General features: G+C 61.4%; 18 protein-coding genes. 13 read left to right on the top strand and 5 right to left on the bottom strand.

What is annotated here, in order from left to right:
* The first annotated feature begins 604 nt into the window (after positions 1-604).
* The 4 genes from rpmH to yidC all read left to right on the top strand — a co-directional run bounded on the left by rpmH (position 605) and on the right by yidC (position 3,498).
* On the top strand, positions 605-760 hold the full coding sequence (gene rpmH, locus ACIX9_RS18885) for a 50S ribosomal protein L34 (protein WP_013582097.1): 156 nt from the start codon (positions 605-607) through the stop codon (positions 758-760).
* Between the two features lie 184 nt (positions 761-944).
* Positions 945-1,331 (top strand): ribonuclease P protein component, encoded by a 387-nt coding sequence (rnpA, locus tag ACIX9_RS18880; RefSeq protein WP_013582096.1) that lies wholly within the window; start codon positions 945-947, stop codon positions 1,329-1,331.
* Between the two features lie 6 nt (positions 1,332-1,337).
* On the top strand, positions 1,338-1,574 hold the full coding sequence (gene yidD, locus ACIX9_RS18875; RefSeq protein ID WP_013582095.1) for a membrane protein insertion efficiency factor YidD: 237 nt from the start codon (positions 1,338-1,340) through the stop codon (positions 1,572-1,574).
* A gap of 100 nt (positions 1,575-1,674) precedes the next feature.
* Entirely contained in the window at positions 1,675-3,498 is a 1,824-nt protein-coding gene (gene yidC / locus ACIX9_RS18870) for a membrane protein insertase YidC (protein ID WP_013582094.1), read from the top strand.
* A gap of 208 nt (positions 3,499-3,706) precedes the next feature.
* Here the strand turns inward: yidC and ACIX9_RS25455 are convergent, their stop codons facing one another.
* From ACIX9_RS25455 to thrS, 4 genes are all read right to left on the bottom strand, one after another.
* A complete protein-coding gene (locus ACIX9_RS25455; protein ID WP_013582093.1) occupies positions 3,707-3,961 on the bottom strand; it encodes a hypothetical protein in 255 nt (84 codons plus the stop codon).
* A 55-nt stretch (positions 3,962-4,016) separates the two neighbouring features.
* Entirely contained in the window at positions 4,017-4,463 is a 447-nt protein-coding gene (locus tag ACIX9_RS18860) for a DUF2256 and DUF3253 domain-containing protein (RefSeq protein WP_232298755.1), read from the bottom strand.
* Between the two features lie 88 nt (positions 4,464-4,551).
* Positions 4,552-4,905 carry a hypothetical protein gene (locus ACIX9_RS18855; RefSeq protein WP_013582091.1) on the bottom strand — a complete coding sequence of 118 codons (354 nt, stop codon included), beginning with the start codon at positions 4,903-4,905 and terminating at the stop codon, positions 4,552-4,554.
* Positions 4,906-4,912: 7 nt separating this feature from the next.
* A complete protein-coding gene (gene thrS, locus ACIX9_RS18850) occupies positions 4,913-6,976 on the bottom strand; it encodes a threonine--tRNA ligase (RefSeq protein WP_013582090.1) in 2,064 nt (687 codons plus the stop codon).
* Between the two features lie 372 nt (positions 6,977-7,348).
* Between thrS and ACIX9_RS18845 the strand changes: the two genes are divergently transcribed.
* Both ACIX9_RS18845 and ACIX9_RS18840 read left to right on the top strand, forming a co-directional pair.
* On the top strand, positions 7,349-7,615 hold the full coding sequence (locus ACIX9_RS18845; protein ID WP_013582089.1) for a hypothetical protein: 267 nt from the start codon (positions 7,349-7,351) through the stop codon (positions 7,613-7,615).
* 545 nt (positions 7,616-8,160) lie between these two features.
* Positions 8,161-8,775, top strand: a complete 615-nt coding sequence (locus ACIX9_RS18840) for an FMN-dependent NADH-azoreductase (protein ID WP_013582088.1) — start codon at positions 8,161-8,163, stop codon at positions 8,773-8,775.
* Between the two features lie 115 nt (positions 8,776-8,890).
* On the opposite strand, the gene ACIX9_RS26035 is transcribed toward ACIX9_RS18840, so the two are convergent.
* On the bottom strand, positions 8,891-9,064 hold the full coding sequence (locus ACIX9_RS26035; protein ID WP_157477686.1) for a hypothetical protein: 174 nt from the start codon (positions 9,062-9,064) through the stop codon (positions 8,891-8,893).
* A 106-nt stretch (positions 9,065-9,170) separates the two neighbouring features.
* Here ACIX9_RS26035 and ACIX9_RS27065 point away from each other — a divergent pair, with 106 nt between their 5' ends.
* The 7 genes from ACIX9_RS27065 to ACIX9_RS18805 all read left to right on the top strand — a co-directional run bounded on the left by ACIX9_RS27065 (position 9,171) and on the right by ACIX9_RS18805 (position 16,692).
* Positions 9,171-10,877 (top strand): bifunctional folylpolyglutamate synthase/dihydrofolate synthase, encoded by a 1,707-nt coding sequence (locus tag ACIX9_RS27065; protein ID WP_232298754.1) that lies wholly within the window; start codon positions 9,171-9,173, stop codon positions 10,875-10,877.
* Positions 10,874-11,608, top strand: coding sequence for a lysophospholipid acyltransferase family protein (locus ACIX9_RS18830; protein ID WP_013582085.1), 735 nt, complete (start codon positions 10,874-10,876; stop codon positions 11,606-11,608). Before ACIX9_RS27065 ends, ACIX9_RS18830 begins: the two co-directional genes overlap by 4 nt.
* Before the next feature lie 160 nt (positions 11,609-11,768).
* Positions 11,769-12,527, top strand: a complete 759-nt coding sequence (locus ACIX9_RS18825; RefSeq protein WP_013582084.1) for a gamma-glutamyl-gamma-aminobutyrate hydrolase family protein — start codon at positions 11,769-11,771, stop codon at positions 12,525-12,527.
* A 253-nt stretch (positions 12,528-12,780) separates the two neighbouring features.
* Complete coding sequence (gene rsmG, locus ACIX9_RS18820; protein WP_013582083.1) at positions 12,781-13,404, top strand: 16S rRNA (guanine(527)-N(7))-methyltransferase RsmG; 624 nt, start codon at positions 12,781-12,783, stop codon at positions 13,402-13,404.
* Positions 13,405-13,537: 133 nt separating this feature from the next.
* Positions 13,538-14,602: a tail fiber protein gene (locus ACIX9_RS24090; protein ID WP_013582082.1), complete on the top strand. Its 1,065-nt coding sequence runs from the start codon at positions 13,538-13,540 to the stop codon at positions 14,600-14,602.
* A gap of 301 nt (positions 14,603-14,903) precedes the next feature.
* Complete coding sequence (locus tag ACIX9_RS18810; RefSeq protein WP_013582081.1) at positions 14,904-15,737, top strand: ParA family protein; 834 nt, start codon at positions 14,904-14,906, stop codon at positions 15,735-15,737.
* A 49-nt stretch (positions 15,738-15,786) separates the two neighbouring features.
* Entirely contained in the window at positions 15,787-16,692 is a 906-nt protein-coding gene (locus ACIX9_RS18805; RefSeq protein ID WP_013582080.1) for a ParB/RepB/Spo0J family partition protein, read from the top strand.
* Positions 16,693-16,715 lie beyond the last annotated feature (23 nt).

The following is a 16,715-nucleotide window of genomic DNA, read 5'->3' as shown; positions in this document are numbered from 1 at the left end:
TCTCAACTGGCGCTGCGGTTAAACCGGGGAAAACGGGACACCCAAAACAGGACAAAAAAGACTCTGCGAAAGTAATGCAAAAAAGACAATGACTCTGCTCGAACCCTGAAAGGGCCCTGGACCAAACGAGTAAAGGCTACCGAAGAAGGACAGCGCGAGCGATCACGAGGGATCGCATTACAAATGCTTAAAAAACCCAGGAGTCAAGCGGCAAATCAAGCTCATCACTAGCCGCCGACCGTAAGACAACTTACCGAACGGGTTTGATGGTAGCACGGAAAACTAGGCCCTTTTCAAGCCGTTTCCCGCAAATATTTGAGTTGCACCATTCCCGGTGAAACCCTCGTTGACCAGCCAAAAGAGCCATTCCCTCATCCCTCCATTGGATGCACAAAACCTTAAGCTCACATGAAGGCCCCCAACCCCGCAACGACACTTCGTCCACTTATTTCCTTCCCGTTTTCCACCTCTTCGCGTATACTCAGGAATTGTCGCCCCCGTGCTGACTGCCATACTTGAGAGCCTTAGTATTCGCCTCCAGGAAGCCGGTCCACCAAAAGCCAGCGTTCGACACACATTCAAGTTTCGTAACAGGAGCAGTCCCATGCCAAAGCGTACCTTTCAGCCCAACCGCCGCCACCGCGCCAAGACCCACGGCTTTCTCACCCGCATGAAGACCAAGGCCGGTGCAGCCGTGCTCAACCGCCGCCGCGCCAAGGGCCGTCACAAGATCGCAGTCTCCGCAGGCTTCCGCGACTAGTCCCGCCCGTGGCCGCCGCCACAGCAGGACGACGCACGCAATCCCAAAGCCCACGTCTCGCACCCCGGTACGTGGGCTTTTCCTTGCCCGGGAATGCCGTTGCCGTTCGGATTAGAGTGGGGCTTTAGCCCCACGTCAAAGGCTCAACAACAAAAGGGGCTTTAGCCCCGGGTTCTCCCCCGCCATGCCCACCCCCACCCCCAACGCGCTCCTCCGCCTGCGCAAGCACGCCGACTATCAGCGCGTATACACCTCATCCCGCAAGCAATTCTCCAAACAGATGAGCTTCTTCTTCTCCATCCGCCCGGAAGGAAGACGCTCCGACACCCCAGGCCCCCGCGTCGGTCTCACCGTCGGCAAGGTCCTCGGCAAAGCCGTCGATCGCAACCGCATCAAGCGCCGCCTCCGCGAGTGCGTCCGTCACCATGCCCAGACCCTCACCCACCCGGTCGACGTCATCCTCCACCCCCGCCGCACCGTCCTCGAACTCGAATCCGGCCACCTCGAACGCGAGATCGCCCAGATCTTCCGCACCATCCAGACCACCCTCAACAAAGCCGCACTCCAGTAGACCCTCATGGCAGGCATACGAGACACCCTCCTCCGCGCCGTCTTCACCCTCTACAAGGCAGTAGTCTCCCCCATCCTGCACTCCGTCGGCGTCTCCCGCTGCATCTATCTCCCCACCTGCTCGGAGTACGCCTACATCGCCATAAGCCGCCACGGCCTCCTCCGCGGCACCGCCCTGGCCGCCGCCCGCATCGCCCGCTGCAACCCCATGTCAAAAGGCGGCCTCGACCCCGTCCCGGACTAAACACTTTACCCCAGCGTAAAACCCCACCATTTACCATTAGGACAGGCCGTCTGAATCACCACGGCCAAGATATCCGAACCACCAGAACAGGAAGACCCAAGTGGCAGAGTTTCGCAACCCGAACCAACCAGGCGCATCGCAGGATAACCGTTCCCTCTTCACGATCATGGCCATCATGATCCTCGTCTTCGCCGGCCTTCAGTTCTGGCGCGCCAAGCACAACCCCCAGACCGCATCCCCCAACGGCCAGACCCAGCAGCAGCAGGCCAACCAGCCCACCCCGACAGTAGCCGCATCCGTCGCAGGCCAGACCATCCAGGTCCCCGCCGTGCAGCCCGTCGTCGCCGCCGCCGAGTCCACCACCGTCGTCGAAAACGAGCTCTACAAGATCACCTTCTCCAATAAGGGCGCACAGGCCACCAGTTGGATTCTCAAGAAGTACAAGGACTCCTACGGTCAGCCCCTCGACCTTGTCCACACCCTCGCCGCCCAGACCGTCGGCTACCCCCTCTCCCTCTACACCTACGACCCGTCGCTCACCGCCAGCCTCAACAACGCCCTCTATCTCCCCTCCGCCACAGGCAACATCACCGCCCCCCAGACCCTCACCTTCAAATACGTCTCCGGCGAGTACCAGGTCACCAAGACCTTCTCCTTCGACGACACCTACATCCTCCACGCCGACACCCAGGTCCTCCGCAACGGCTCCCCCATCCGCGCCCTCGTAGCCTGGCCCGGCGGCTTCGGCGACCAGGAAGACGCCAAGTCCTACGGCGGCTCCCAGGTCGATTACTCCCAGGAGCAGAAAGAAAAGCACCTGGCCGTAGGTAAGGTCACCGGTGGCAACACCCTCAACGGCTCCTTCGATTGGGCCGGAGCCTCCGACCTCTACTTCGCTGCCATCTTCCTCCCGGACGCGCCTGACTCCGCCACCGTCGCCACGTTGGACAGCAGCATCATCGTCCCCAAGGCCAACCGCCACAACGGCCTCGGCCACGGCGTCCCCGTAGCCCCCAAGGGCGAACCCGGCAAGGACGAGATCAAGGTCCCCATCATCGGCGCAGCCGTAGGCGATCTCTCCGGCCACACCCAGACCCGCCTCTTCGCCGGCCCCAAGGCCGTCGCCGTCCTGCGCAACGTTCACTCCGCCGGCAACAAGACTTCGCTTGAGCCTCTCCTCGACTTCGGCTTCTTCGGCATCATCGGCAAGTATCTCTTTCTCGCCCTCTTCGCCATCCACCAGTACGTCACGCCCAACTGGGGCTGGTGCATCGTCATCCTGACGGTCCTGATCAACCTGCTCATCCTGCCCCTCCGCATCAAGACCATGCAGTCCGGCCTCAAGATGCAGCGCATCCAGCCCCAGATGGATGCGGTCAAGGCCAGGTACAAGAACCTCAAGGTCACAGACCCTAAGCGCAACGAGATGAACGCCGAGATCATGCAGCTCCAGAAGGACAATGGAGTCAACATGTTCGGCGGCTGCGTCCCCACCCTCATCCAGATGCCTTTGCTCTTCGCCTTCTTCGGCATGCTCCCCAAGGTCGTCGAGCTACGCCAGGCCCACTGGTTCTGGCTCCCTGACCTCTCCTCCGCCGACCCCTACCATATCCTCCCCATCCTCATGGTCATCAGCCAGTTTCTGGTCCAGTTCTATACCCCCAGCCCTGGCGTCGACCCCCAGCAACAAAAAATGATGGCCTTCATGATGCCCGTCTTCTCCGGCTACATGACCTGGAACTACTCCTCCGGCCTCGCCCTTTACTGGTCCGTCGGCAACCTCATCTCCATCGCCACCCAGTTCATCATGAACAAGACCTCCATCGGCCAGGAGATGCGAGAGATCGCCGCCAAACGCGCCCGCCGCAAAGCCGGCGAAGGCGTCAACAGCAAAACCATCCAGGGCAAAACCGTAAAACGCTAACCCCGGCTTGAGCTCTACCAGAGGGGCCATTCTGAGCGGAGCGAAGAACCTCAGCAGTTCGCCCGGATCAGCGACACCGCCTCAGGAGAGCCCGTAACAAACAAAAGCGGGATAAGAGAAGATGCCCAGGCATCCCCTCTTATCCCGCTTTTATCGTTCTTATCCCCGTTACGCCTTTCTCTAGCCATAGCCCACAGCCGCACAGCATCTAGGTCTTATTAGCCTTGGCCTTACTCCCCCCAGCCTTCCGCAGCTTGCTCCCCGCAGCAGCCTTCGAGTCAGCCTTCTTCTCGCCCTTCGTCTGATGTTCCTTAGGCTCGCAGGACCCCTTGGTCCCAGGCGTCTTCCCCGCCACCGGCTCGAACCCAGGCCAGCAATGCGCCGCCGCTTTTTTTGCACTCTTCTTAGCCGGAGCTTTCTTACTCGCCGTCTTCTTCGCCGGAGCCTTCTTCGCAGTAGTCATGCCACCGTTAGAAGCCGCCAGCCCTCGAAACGCTACCGCCACCTAAACAAATATTTCACCGCAGCTTCAAACGAATAGGACCCTTTGCAGTAGAACCATCCACCACCTTCCCACCCTGCATGATGTTGATCCGACCCGCCGCCACCAACCGTCTCGCCGCAGCCCGCGCAGGCTCCATCAACCCCTCCCAATCCCGCCGCTCATCCTTCCCCCCGACGAACTTCGCAGCCTCAGAGGGACAGATCGTCTTATCCCTTCCCCGCTCCGCCAGCAACTCAAGAATCGCCGCCTCTAACTGAGCATCCGCCTCCCCCACCTGACGCCCCCGGCACCCATCCGAGCAGTACTTCACCACATCCCAGTCCTTCTCCCACTTCTTTCGCCACGAGAAAGCCCGCCCACACGTCTTACAGATCTTGTCCTTGTGCGGAGTCACCCGCTCCACCTTCCGCACCTTATCCGGCATAGCCTCACCCTGACCTTTGTAACCGAGCTTTTGCACTTCGGATTAGCGTGGGGCTTTAGCCCCACGATCAAGCCTACGAAAACATCCGGGCTTTAGCCCCGGAACGTCTACGAGTCCGGTCCCATCACGAAACCCCTTGAGCTCGTGTGATCTTCAGGTGGCAAGCATGATGCACCAGCCGCGTGTTCTCTTCCGTATAACCAGCCGTGGCCACCAGCCGATCCAGCTCCGCGCCCCGTTCCGGCAGGGGTTCCGGGCATAAAGCGCAGATCCCCTGTTGGCTCTTCCACTTCAACTCATGCAGCTTACGCCGCTGCGTCGGCGTCCCACGTTCGTCGAACTCCAACCGCTTCCCAACATACCGCCGCATCTGATGAAGCACATCGAGATCGCCCTCCGCGGCCTCCTGCAGAGCAGTCCGCACAGCCGCAAGGATAGGCAGCACCTTCTCTCGCTGAGCTTCGGTCAGAGACGGCATAGCGCTCCTACAGCTCCGCCGAATGGCTCTTCTGCAACTCCAGGCATCTCGCCACAAACGCCTCGGTCGACATAGCCCCGCCATCGCCCTTCCCACGCGTCCTCACACTCACCTCATCACTCTGCGATTCCTTATCCCCCATGATCAAAATGAACGGAACCTTGTTCACCCCAAACTCACGGATCTTCGCATTCATCTTCTCGTTCCGCTCATCCAGCTCCACGCGCACACCAGCGTCCTTGAGCCTCTGCTGAACCGTACGAGCATACTCGAGATGCTTCTCCGAAATCGGCACCAACCCAACCTGCACCGGAGCCAGCCAGAACGGAAACGCCCCCGCGTAGTGCTCGATCAGCACGCCAAAGAACCGTTCCACGCTCCCAAACAGCGCACGATGCACCATCACCGGCTGATGCAGCTCGCCATCCTCACCCTTGTAGTGCAGATCGAACCGAGCCGGCAGATTCCAGTCAAACTGAACGGTCGAAAGCTGCCACATCCGCCCCAGCACATCCACCAGCTTGATATCGATCTTCGGCCCATAGAACGCAGCCTCCCCCGGAATCGTCTTATACGGAATCCCCTTGCGCTCCAACGCGTTCCTCAGTGACCCGACAGCGACTCCCCACTGCTCCGCACTCCCAATAAACTTCTTGTCATTGGGGTCCCAAGTCGAAAGCTCCACCTTGAACTCATGGAAGCCGAATGTATTCAGCACGCTCTCCGCAAACTCGATGCAGGCCGTGACCTCATCTTCAATCTGCCCCGGCGTGCAGAAGATATGCGCATCGTCCTGCGTAAACCCACGCACTCTGAGCAGCCCATGCATCGTCCCGGACCGCTCATACCGATACACATTCCCCAACTCCGCATACCGCACCGGAAGGTCACGATAGCTCTTAGGCGAATTCTTATAAATCAAAATATGCCCAGGACAGTTCATCGGCTTCAGCCGATACTCCGCATCGTCCAGCTCCATCGGCGGATACATATTCTCGCCATAGTTCTCCTCATGCCCGGAGATCTTCCATAGCTCCCGCCGCATGATGTGCGGCGTAAACACCATCTCGTACCCGCGCTTGATGCAGTCCTCGCGCATCCAGTCTTCCATCGCCTTGCGGATCAGCCCGCCCTTCGGATGCCAGAAGATCAGCCCCGCACCCGCCACCTCCTGGATGCTGAACAGATCCAACTGCTTACCCAGCACCCGGTGGTCCCGAGCCTTGATCTCCTCCAGCCGCTTGAAGTGCGCATCCATATCCTTCGCGTTGAAGAAGGCCGTCCCATAGATTCGCTGCAACTGCTGATTCTTCTCATCGCCCAGCCAGTAAGCCCCAGCAACCGACGTCACCTTGAACGCCTTCACCCTGCCGGTCGAAGGCACATGCGGCCCTCGGCAAAAATCCGTAAACCCGCCATTCCGATACAGCGAAACCGGCTCCCCCGCCTGCGTAAACCGTTCGATGAAGTGGACCTTCATGAACTCGCCCTCGGCCGCATACTCCTGCAGCGCGTCTTCACGCGGCTCCGTCTCCTTCACAAAAGCATCGTTGCGAGCCACCACCTCGCCCATCCTCTTCTCGATCGCCGCCAGGTCGTCCTCCGTAAAAGGAGTCTCCCGATATACGTCATAAAAGAACCCCGCATCCGTCGCAGGCCCATGCCCCAGCTTCGTCTCCGGAAACAGCTCCAGGATTGCCGTAGCCATCACATGCGCAGTCGAGTGCCTAAGCACCTTCAGCGACTCCTCATCCTGCTCCTTCAGCAGCCAGAGCTCCACGTCCTCCGCCAGCGGCATCGCCAGGTCGATAATCCGCTCCGCCGAAGGCGAAAGCGCAGCGTCATACATCGCCTCTTCGGACCCCGCATCCGGAGCGTCGTCCTGCCCGCCTTCAGACTGGTTGATGTCCAGCCCAGCCATCGGCTTCACCTTCGCCACGACCACCACAGCCGCCAGCCGCGGTGAAATAGAGGTAGCAATCTCCAGCGGCGTAGTCCCGGAAGGAACCTCACGGATGCTGCCGTCTGGAAGTTGAACGCGAATAGTGGACACTGCAATCTGCTCGGTCATATCAATCCTGTCGTATCTCAAGCTGCAAAAACGTGCGAGGCCGCGAAGGTTTGCTGTTGCCCTTCGGATTAGAGTGGGGCTTCAGCCCCACGTCCAGCGTGCCAAGAAGAGGGGGCTTTAGCCCCGGGCTCTCCTCAACGCACCTAACCCTCTGCCCCTACAAGCATAGTTGCTTTCCCCCCCCCACACCACCCACACGCCCGCACCCCGAATCCGTTCAATCCTCCCCCTGCGAAATCGGCCCTCAAGTAATGGCACCTAAGGCCCATCGCCTCGAACGCAAGCGGCATTGTTGAGGAAAAGCAGGGGTTTTACTCTTCAGTTGTTGGCAGCACATGCCGATAGACCAATCAGAGCAAGAGGGCCCAGGCCATGCAGGTACTTTGCAAGATCTCCAACACAACCAGCGACGTACGTTGCAAGGTCTGCGGGCAGGGATTTCTGGTGTATTGGTCACGCACACAACGGTCCGAACGGGACCAGGTGCGCCGCCAGGTTGCCGAGGCGCTGTCACAACAGCACACCGCCTCGCACGCCCCCCAGGCTCATCCCCGCACCGGCTTCACCGTCTCCGCATGGTCAGGCGAGCCGGCCGCAGGAGCCCAGCCCTCCAGCTTCACCCTCACGGCAGCACGATAAGCCGAAAAGTTTAGTTCTGCAGGCTGAGGGCAGACACCACACGCCCTGGCTAACAGGCTGAAGCACAAAACTTCAGTGCCCCCCACGAATCCAAGCCGAAAGGCCAGGAAACGTGGGGTTCTTTTTTCCGATCCCTACCAGAACCGGCTCTCCACCCACCCAACCGTCCCCACCCAACTCCCGCTCCCATTCCCCAACCGTCCTCTCTTCCCCAACCGTCATTCTGAGCGAAGCTCAGAACCTCCGTATTGGCTTTGTCTGTTGCACTTGCTGTTGCAGTTCGGATTAGAGGTAAGCTTTAGCCCACCGTCAACGTCTCAAAAGTCAAAGGGCTTTGGCCCCAGGCTCGTGCCGTTGCGTGTCCTACAATCCGTTGCTCTTGCCGTTGCCTGTTCTATCCCTCTTATCCCGCCTTGATCCCTCTTATCCGCGTTACGCCTTCCTCCCCACCCTCAAAAAACATTCACACTCCCTGAATCTCCCCCAACCTCACCCCCATCTATAATGAGGATTGTTTGTTTCAACATCTACTTAGAGGTTCCATCATGGCGTCACTCCTCAGCATTGAATCCAGCCCACGCGGCGAATACTCCATCTCACGCAAGCTCACCTCTGCCTTCGTCGAAGAGTGGCAGAAAACTCATGCAGGCGGAACCGTCGTCAATCGCGACCTCTTCACCACCACCCTCCCCTTCGTCGACCTCCCCTGGATCGCCGGCGCCTACACCCCCGCCGAGCAGCACTCCCCAGAAATGAAGAAGGCCCTCGAGATCGGCAACACCCTCATCGCAGAGCTCAAAGCAGCCGACCACATCGTCCTCGGCACCTCCATGTACAACTTCTCCACCCCCGCCATCCTCAAGGCGTACATCGACCAGATCGTCCGTGTAAACGTCACCTTCACCCCGCAGTATGAAGGCCTCGTCAAGGGCAAGAAGCTCACCATCATCCTCGCTTCAGGCGGCGTCTATACCCCCGGCTCCCCCACCGAGGGCTACAACGCAGAGTCCAGCTACCTCAAGCAGGTCTTCGGCTTCATCGGCATCACGGACGTCAACATCGTCCTCGCCGGCGGCACCGGTGCAGTCTCCATGGGCCAGCGCTCCCTGGAAGACTTCGTCGCAGAGTTCACCCCCGCCGTCCTCGAAGCCGCAAAGTAACTCGCACCAAAACGGAAAACAGGCGTAGGAAGCTGAGCAGCAGAGGATTCACCCTCCATGCAAACTCTCTTCTTACGCCTTTTCGTTTGTCGTTTTTGTCTTGAGCGGGCAAGACTTACTCAGCGTAACGAACGCTGTCCAGCGGGATATACATCGCAATCACACAAGGCGTGAGCACCATCGCCCAATACACAAAGAACATCAGCACATCAGTCATAAAGCCTCTCTTGTTTTCGTCTTCGGATAGGTCATATCCGCCTTGCTTGATGGCTTCATCGGCGTTCCCCACGCCCCGTACGCCACTGTCCCAAATTCAGAAACCCCAACGTAATAACCCAAACCTTCGGTAATGCCCCGGCTTGGGGACTCTCGCATGACCGCTTAGAATGGGCAGCATGACCTATGCGGAAGCGCTCGAGCACCTCTACGGACTCGGCCCGGAACTAGCCCCCATCAAGCCATCCTCGGACTCCGAGCCCTCCAGCACCCCGCCCCGCCACAAGTTCGACCTCATCCACATGCGCCGCCTCTGCGCCGCACTCGGCGACCCTCAAAACAAGGTCCCCGCAGTCCTCATCGCCGGCACCAACGGCAAGGGCTCCACCTCCGCCACCCTCGCCAGCATCCTCGTCGCCGCCGGCTACCGCACCGGCCTCTACACCAGCCCCCACCTCACCCGCGTCAACGAGCGCATCCAGCTCGCCCACCCCATCCTCCCCACCGAGTACGGGGCACCCGGCGCCAATGGCCCCCTTGCCCTCAGCCCCATCCCGGACGACCTCTTCGCCGACCTCTACACCCAGGTCGACACCGCCGGCACCACCCTCGTCGCCGCCGGCGACCTCCCCTACCCTCCCAGCTTCTTCGAGCGCCTCACTGCCGTAGCCTTCGCCTACTTCGCCCACCAGCAAGCCGAAATCATGATCCTCGAAGTAGGCCTGGGCGGCCGCCTCGACGCCACCAACATCGTCGAGCCCCTCATCTCCGTCATCACCGACATAGCCCTCGACCACCAGGACTACCTCGGCGACACCATAGCCCTCATCACCGCCGAAAAATGCGGCATCCTCCGCGAGGGCGGCACTCTCATCACCCTCCCGCAACTCCCCGAAGCCAACCAGGCCATAGGCATAGCCGCCACAGCCCTCAACGTCCAAGCAATCAACGCCGCCCAGTACATCCCCCCACCCCAACGCGCCTCAGACCCACCTCATAGTGCCGTCCCCCATGCCACCGGCGTTCCATCCAATGAGGTCGTCATTCTGAGCGAAGCTCAGAACCTCCGTATTTCGCTCGGATCAGCACAAGCGCCTCCGGAAGCGCCCCCCGACTTCACCCCTCACTACCACCCCCACCAAGGCACTCCCCAAATAACCGACGAACCGGGTGCCCCACAGCCTGCCCTGAGCTTGCCGAAGGGTCTCGGTTCTGAGACGTGGGTTCCAGCCTCCACCCTCCCCCGAAACCACTACACCCTCTCCCTCGACGACCAAACCCTCCTCCAAGTCGACTCCCCCCTCCCCGGCACCCACCAGCAGCGCAACATAGCCCTGGCCATAGCCACCGCCCGAGCCATATCTGATTCCTGTTCCCTGATCCCTGTTCCCTTCCGAATCCCCCCCGAAGCCATAGAACAAGGCATCCGCACCACGGTCTGGCCCGGCCGCCTCGAACTCCTCCCCCCCAATCTCCTCCTCGACGTAGCCCACAACCCCGCCGGAGCCTGGACCCTACGCTCCGCCCTGGCGTCGCTACCAGAGCAACAACCAAGAACCCTCATCTTCTCCTGCCTCAAAGACAAGTCGTTAGAAGAAATGTCCCGCATCCTCTTCCCCCTGTTCGACTCCTCCCCAGACGCCGACCCGCTCCGCCGCCACGACCACATCATCCTGGCCCCCATAGCCAACCCAAGAGCCGCCGCCGTTGAGGATCTCTTAGCCGCCGCCCACGCCCTCCAGATCCCCGCCCACGCCGCCCCGCACCTGGCCGCAGCCCTGGCCCAGGCAAAGCAAATCACCCCCCCAGGAGGCCTCATCATAGCCACCGGCTCCGTCTACCTTGTAGGAGAAATCCGCGACCTGGCCTTGGGAGCATCCGAGTGAGCCAGCCCAAACCCGCCATCCGCTGGCTCACCTACCTCGTCCTCATGCCCCTGATCGCCCTCGCGACCACAATCTTCGGCTGCATCTCCCTCGTCGCCGGCCTCTGGGACAAATCCGGCCGCCAGCAGCACGCCATCGCCCGAGCCTGGGCACAGGTCCTCCTCTGGATCAGCCTCTCCCCCGTCAGGCTGATCGGTAAAGAGAACCTCCTTGGCCTGGGAACCGCCATGTACGCCGTGAACCATCTCAGTTACTACGACACCCCCGTCCTCTTCGCCAAGCTCCCCTTCCAGTTCCGCATCCTCGCCAAGCAATCCCTCTGGAAGATCCCCTTCGTCGGCTGGTACCTCAACCGCTCCGGCCAGGTCCCCATCGACGCCAAATCCGGTCGGTCCGCCATCGCCGGTCTCCTCCGAGGAGCCAAAACCCTCACCGCCGGCCTCCCCCTGGTCCTCTTCCCGGAGGGCGGCCGCGCCGAACACGGCCAGATGACTCCCTTCCAATCCGGAGCAGCCTTCATGGCCATCAAGGCGCAAGTCCCGTTAGTCCCCATGGCTCTCATCGGCACCTACGAGCTCCTCCCCATCCACACCTACCACCTGACCCCCCGCCCCTTAAAGCTGGTCATAGGCACCCCCATCCCCACCACCGGCCTCACCACCCGCGACGCCGACGCCCTAACCGCCCAAACCTTCGCCGCCATCACCGCCCTCTACCAACAGCACACTTGAAGCGCCTCCTCGTGTCGCTTTTTTGAGCGGTCGTCATTCTGGCGAAGCCAGAACCTCCGTATTGGTCTTTGCCGTTGCTTGTTTTTTATGCCTAGTGGTGTCCAGGCACCGTAATGTTCCACGTGGAACACTCCCACCCATAACGCCGTAAAATAGCCACATGCCAGTCCGCATCGCCATCCCCACCCCCACCAGCACCGACCCCGCCTACAACTCCCTCAACTGGAAGGACTACGCCGCCGCCGTCCGAGCCTGCGGCGCCGAACCAGTAGAAATCCCCCTCAACATCTCCCCCAAAGCCATCGCAGAGCTAGCCAACACCTGCCAGGCCATCCTCCTCCCCGGCTCCCCCGCAGACGTCACCCCGGAAAAATTCGGCCAGGAACGCGACCCAGCCACCTCCCCCGCAGATCTCCCCCGCGAAAACGTCGACGAACTCCTCCTTCAGGACGCCCACAATCTCTACAAGCCCATCCTGGGCGTCTGTTTCGGCTGCCAGATCCTCAATGTCTGGCGCTCCGGCACCCTCCTCCAGGACCTGACGATCCTTCCCGTCAACCACTCCGCCGGTCGCAGCGTAGCCGTAGCCCACACCGCCGAGATCGCCCCCAACTCCCTTCTCGCAGAGATCGCCGGGCCAGAACTCGAAGGCACCCGCCTCCCCATCAACTCCTCCCACCACCAGGCCATCGGAATCCCCGGCGACGGCCTCCGAGTCTCCGCACGCTGCCCCCAGGACGGCGTAGTCGAAGCTATCGAAGGCGGCCAATCCAACTCCAGTCACTTCGTCCTGGGCGTCCAGTGGCACCCCGAGCGCACCTTCGCCACCAACCCCGTCTCCCGCCTCCTCTTCGAGCGGTTCGTCCACGAAGCCACCACCTGGACCCCCCGCGAAATCCTAACCTCCGTAGCCCACTGACGAAGCAGGCCACCTCACCCCCCTCCCCACCACAACCGTCATTCTGAGCGAAGCTCAGAACCCCAGTATTGGCCGTTGTCGTTGTCATTGCTGTTGCCGTTGTCGTTGCCGTTCGGATTAGAGGGGGGCTTCAGCCCCCCGTCAACGGCGGCGATAAGATGGGGCTTTAGCCCCGGGCCGTTGTCGTCGCCGCTGTTCTCGCGTCTGCCGTTGTCTCTTCAAGCCGTCCTGGACCGATCCTTGCTCTTGCTTCATGACCGTTCGCACTCCCAAACCCATGCCAACCCTCCCCAAATCCCGCATAGCCGCCCTCCTCGCCCCCTACTACCCGGCAACAGACGAACTAATAACCCAACTCTCCGACTACCTCGACCTCCTCCTCCGCTGGAACGCCCGCACCAACCTCACAGCCATCCGCGACCCCGAAGAGATCGTCACCCGCCACTTTGGCGAATCCCTCTTCGCCGCCGCCAATCTCCCAGAAGGAAACACCCTACTGGACCTAGGCTCAGGAGCCGGCTTCCCCGGCCTCCCCATCCAGCTAGCCCACCTAGACCTCCTCGTCACCCTGGCCGAGTCCCAAAATAAGAAATCCACCTTCCTCCGCGAAGCCATCCGCACCTTGGGCCTCAAAACCCAGGTCCACGCCGCCCGAGCCGAAACCCTCACCGCTCCCTTTGACATCGTCACCCTCCGCGCCGTAGACGACATGCAGCTCGCCCTGGCCGCAGCTCTCCCCCTGGCCTCAAACGCCATCGTCATCCTCACCACAACCCGCCAAGCCCAGCCATCTCTCGAGAATTTCACCCTCCAACCCCCCATCCCCCTCCCCAACGCCCTGGACCACCAACTCCTCATTGCCCTCCGCAGCCAATAATGTTCCACGTGGAACAATCCGCTCTTTAGTAACCACCCAAACAAACTCCTGACGAATCCGCAAAATCGGTGTAGCCTTCTCCACATCCCCAGCACGACCAGGCCACTGTTTTCAATCCTTTAGGAGTCATCCAATGAAGCCCTTCCCAAGCCTTGTGTTGGCAGCGGCGCTGCTGCCTGCCACCGGTCTCGCCCAAACGGAGGTCCAGGCCGACAAGAGATCGCCCGCCACCCCCTCCACCAACGTCATCTACGCCTGCGTCACAGACTTCGCCGACTTCGCCCGCATCGTCAAAGCCCCCAAGGACTGCCACAAAGAGGAAAAGCTCGTCGAGTGGAACATCAAGGGCATCGCCGGTCCTGAAGGTCCCCCCGGTCCACAAGGCCCTATAGGCCTCCCCGGCCTGACAGGAGCCAAAGGCGCAACGGGAACCACCGGCCCAGTCGGCCCCGCAGGAGTCGCAGGAGCTAAAGGCCCCGCAGGCCCCACAGGAATAGCCGGCCCCGCAGGCGCAATCGGCCCAATCGGTCCGGCAGGTGCCAAAGGTGCCACAGGAGCTAACGGCCCTGTCGGCCCCGCAGGCGTTGCCGGAGCCACTGGTTCGATAGGCCCTGCCGGTGTCGCCGGTCCCACCGGCCCTGCCGGAACCGCAGGAGCCAAAGGTGCCACCGGTGCCAACGGCGCGATAGGCCCAGCCGGTCCCAACGGAGCAACAGGGGCCATCGGCCCAATCGGCCCATCCGGTCCTGCCGGAACGATCGGAGCCACTGGCCCCGCTGGCCCGCTTGGTCCCGCCGGTGTTCAGGGACCCACCGGTCCCACCGGCCCCGCCGGAGCCCAAGGCCCACAGGGAACCCCCGGCTCCACAACCCTTCCTGCCCCTCTCCAGGCGCTCTCAACCCTCCTCACCGTCGTCCCAAGCGAGCAGTACAACGCCCAGTTCCTTGACGGCAACGGCGGAGCCTGCACCCTCGGCGATATGGTCCTCTCCACCAACCGGTACTACGGAGGGAACTTCTTCCCAGCCGATGGCTCGCTCTATCAAATCAGTCAAAACACAGCGCTCTTCTCCATCCTTGGTACCCGCTTCGGTGGAGACGGCGTCCATACCTTCGCCGTACCTAACCTGGCTGCCGCGGCACCATCCGGTCTCTACTACTCCATCTGCTTCAAGGGAATCTTCCCACCTCGCGACTAATCTTCCCCAACGAGACGGGGATGTTCCACGTGGAACATCCCCGTTCCATTTGTGGTCCACGTATGGTGATTTGTGGTGCAGAAACACCACAAAAACCAGCAAAAATGCACATTTGTGGCACCACACCAGCCCCGTAAGTAACTAAAAGTAAACAACTTAACCAGTATGAGTCGCAGAATTGTTCCACGTGGAACACTGCATAAACGCAAAAAGGGCATTTTGCCGCAAAACGCCCGGAAAACCGAGAACATCGATCTGCCGTTTGCGCCCCCAACCCGAACCCGCTACGCTGAAGCAACGCATGAAAGCCGACAAGTCCGCCCCTCCGGAAACCCCCGCCCATAAAACCAAGGTCATCGCCGTCGTCAATCAAAAAGGCGGCGTCGGCAAGACCACCACCGCAGTCAACCTCGCCGCAGGCCTCGCTGTAGCCGGCCACGCAACCCTCCTCATCGACTGCGACCCCCAGGCCAACACCACCGGAGGCCTCGGCTTTCGCCGCCAGAAGGACGCAGAAGAGCAGCGCCTCTCCATCTACGACATCCTCCTAGGCCCCACCACCCTCATGGAGGCCATCCAGCCCACCCCAATCGACAACCTCAAGCTCATCCCCGGCAGCAAAAACCTTATCGGGGCAAATATCGAGCTTGTCGAAGCCGAACGCCGCGAATACCGCCTCCGCGACGCCATAGCCCTCCTGAATAACGACTTCCGCTTCATCGTCCTGGACTGCCCCCCCGCCCTGGACCTCCTCACCCTCAACGCCCTGGTAGCCGCAGAAGGTCTCTTGGTCCCCCTCCAGGCCGAGTACTACGCCCTCGAAGGCGTCTCAGAGCTCATCTCCACGCTCGACAAGGTAGCCCAGGCCTTCAATCCCGAGCTCGCCCTGGAAGGCGTCCTCCTCACCATGTACGACGACCGCACCAACCTCTCCCAGCAGGTAGCAGCAAACCTGAAGGAGTTCTTCGGGGATAAGCTCCTAAAAACCACCATCCCCCGCAACGTCCGCCTGGCAGAAGCCCCCAGCCACGGCCTCCCCGTAGAACTCTATGACCCCCGCTCCCGGGGAGCCGAAGCCTACCGCGACCTCACCAAAGAAATCCTAGAACGCAACAACATCGCCCTTAGCAACTGATCCCTGACAACTGATCCCTGCTCCCTGACCACCAAGAACGAAGGACCCCATGCCCCCATCTCCCGACCCAAAGCGCCGCGCCCTAGGCAAAGGCCTGGAATCCCTCCTCCCATCCCTCAAGGCGGAGGCCGCCCCACCCAGCACCGGCAAGCCACTCGAGATCCCCGTCGGTCTGATCGATCGCAACCCCTTCCAGACCCGCACCACCTTTGACGAGGCCAAACTCACCGAGCTAGCCCAGTCCATCGCCGCCTCAGGCGTCGTCCAGCCCATCGTCGTCCGCGTCCTCCCCGGAGACCGATACCAGCTCATCACCGGGGAACGCCGCCTCATCGCCTCCAAGCAGGCCGGCAAAGCGACCATCCCCGCCATCGTCCGTGAGGTCTCGGACGAGCAGGCCATGGAGATGACCATCGTCGAGAACCTCCAGCGCGCAGACCTCAACCCCATGGAGCAGGCTCGCGCCTACCACCGACTCTCCCACGACTTCAAGATGACCCAGGAGCAGATGGCAACGCGCACCGGCAAGGACCGCGCCTCCGTCGGCAACTTCCTCCGCCTCCTGAAGCTCCCGGAGACCATCCAGGCCCGGGTAGAAGCGGGTGACCTCAGCTTCGGCCACGCCCGCACCCTTCTCGGCCTCGGCTCCCCGGAGCAGATCGCCTCAGCCGCCCAGAAGGTCATGGCCCTCAGCATGTCCGTCCGCCAGACCGAAACCTACATCCACGGCCTGATGAACCCGGAGAGCCGCCCCGGCAAGCTGGAAAAGCAGCAGATCGCCGAAGCCGGCCAGGACCCCAACGTCCACGAAGCCCAGACTCGCCTTCAGCGCTCCCTCGGCCTCCGCGTCAAGATCGAAGACAAGAAGGGCAAAGGCAAAGTCATCATCGAGTACGCCAACCTCGAAGACTTCGACGCCCTACTCACCGCCCTTAACGCTCAACCCACCGAATAAGCAGCAGTCGCCTCCCAGCCAAG

It is taken from the genome of Granulicella tundricola MP5ACTX9 (assembly GCF_000178975.2).
Classification (GTDB): Bacteria; Acidobacteriota; Terriglobia; order Terriglobales; family Acidobacteriaceae; genus Edaphobacter; species Edaphobacter tundricola.
This window is presented reverse-complemented; position numbering and strand designations above follow the sequence as displayed.

Excerpts from the sequence above, each read along its gene's own strand:
- rpmH (WP_013582097.1), top strand. The coding sequence starts at position 605 with ATGCCAAAGCGTACCTTTCAGCCCAACCGCCGCCACCGCGCCAAGACC.
- ACIX9_RS27065 (WP_232298754.1), top strand. The coding sequence starts at position 9,171 with ATGACCTATGCGGAAGCGCTCGAGCACCTCTACGGACTCGGCCCGGAA.
- thrS (WP_013582090.1), bottom strand. The coding sequence starts at position 6,976 with ATGACCGAGCAGATTGCAGTGTCCACTATTCGCGTTCAACTTCCAGAC.
- ACIX9_RS18810 (WP_013582081.1), top strand. The coding sequence starts at position 14,904 with ATGAAAGCCGACAAGTCCGCCCCTCCGGAAACCCCCGCCCATAAAACC.
- ACIX9_RS25455 (WP_013582093.1), bottom strand. The coding sequence starts at position 3,961 with ATGACTACTGCGAAGAAGGCTCCGGCGAAGAAGACGGCGAGTAAGAAA.
- rnpA (WP_013582096.1), top strand. The coding sequence starts at position 945 with ATGCCCACCCCCACCCCCAACGCGCTCCTCCGCCTGCGCAAGCACGCC.
- ACIX9_RS18825 (WP_013582084.1), top strand. The coding sequence starts at position 11,769 with ATGCCAGTCCGCATCGCCATCCCCACCCCCACCAGCACCGACCCCGCC.
- yidD (WP_013582095.1), top strand. The coding sequence starts at position 1,338 with ATGGCAGGCATACGAGACACCCTCCTCCGCGCCGTCTTCACCCTCTAC.
- ACIX9_RS18855 (WP_013582091.1), bottom strand. The coding sequence starts at position 4,905 with ATGCCGTCTCTGACCGAAGCTCAGCGAGAGAAGGTGCTGCCTATCCTT.
- ACIX9_RS18845 (WP_013582089.1), top strand. The coding sequence starts at position 7,349 with ATGCAGGTACTTTGCAAGATCTCCAACACAACCAGCGACGTACGTTGC.
- ACIX9_RS24090 (WP_013582082.1), top strand. The coding sequence starts at position 13,538 with ATGAAGCCCTTCCCAAGCCTTGTGTTGGCAGCGGCGCTGCTGCCTGCC.
- rsmG (WP_013582083.1), top strand. The coding sequence starts at position 12,781 with ATGACCGTTCGCACTCCCAAACCCATGCCAACCCTCCCCAAATCCCGC.
- ACIX9_RS18805 (WP_013582080.1), top strand. The coding sequence starts at position 15,787 with ATGCCCCCATCTCCCGACCCAAAGCGCCGCGCCCTAGGCAAAGGCCTG.
- ACIX9_RS18840 (WP_013582088.1), top strand. The coding sequence starts at position 8,161 with ATGGCGTCACTCCTCAGCATTGAATCCAGCCCACGCGGCGAATACTCC.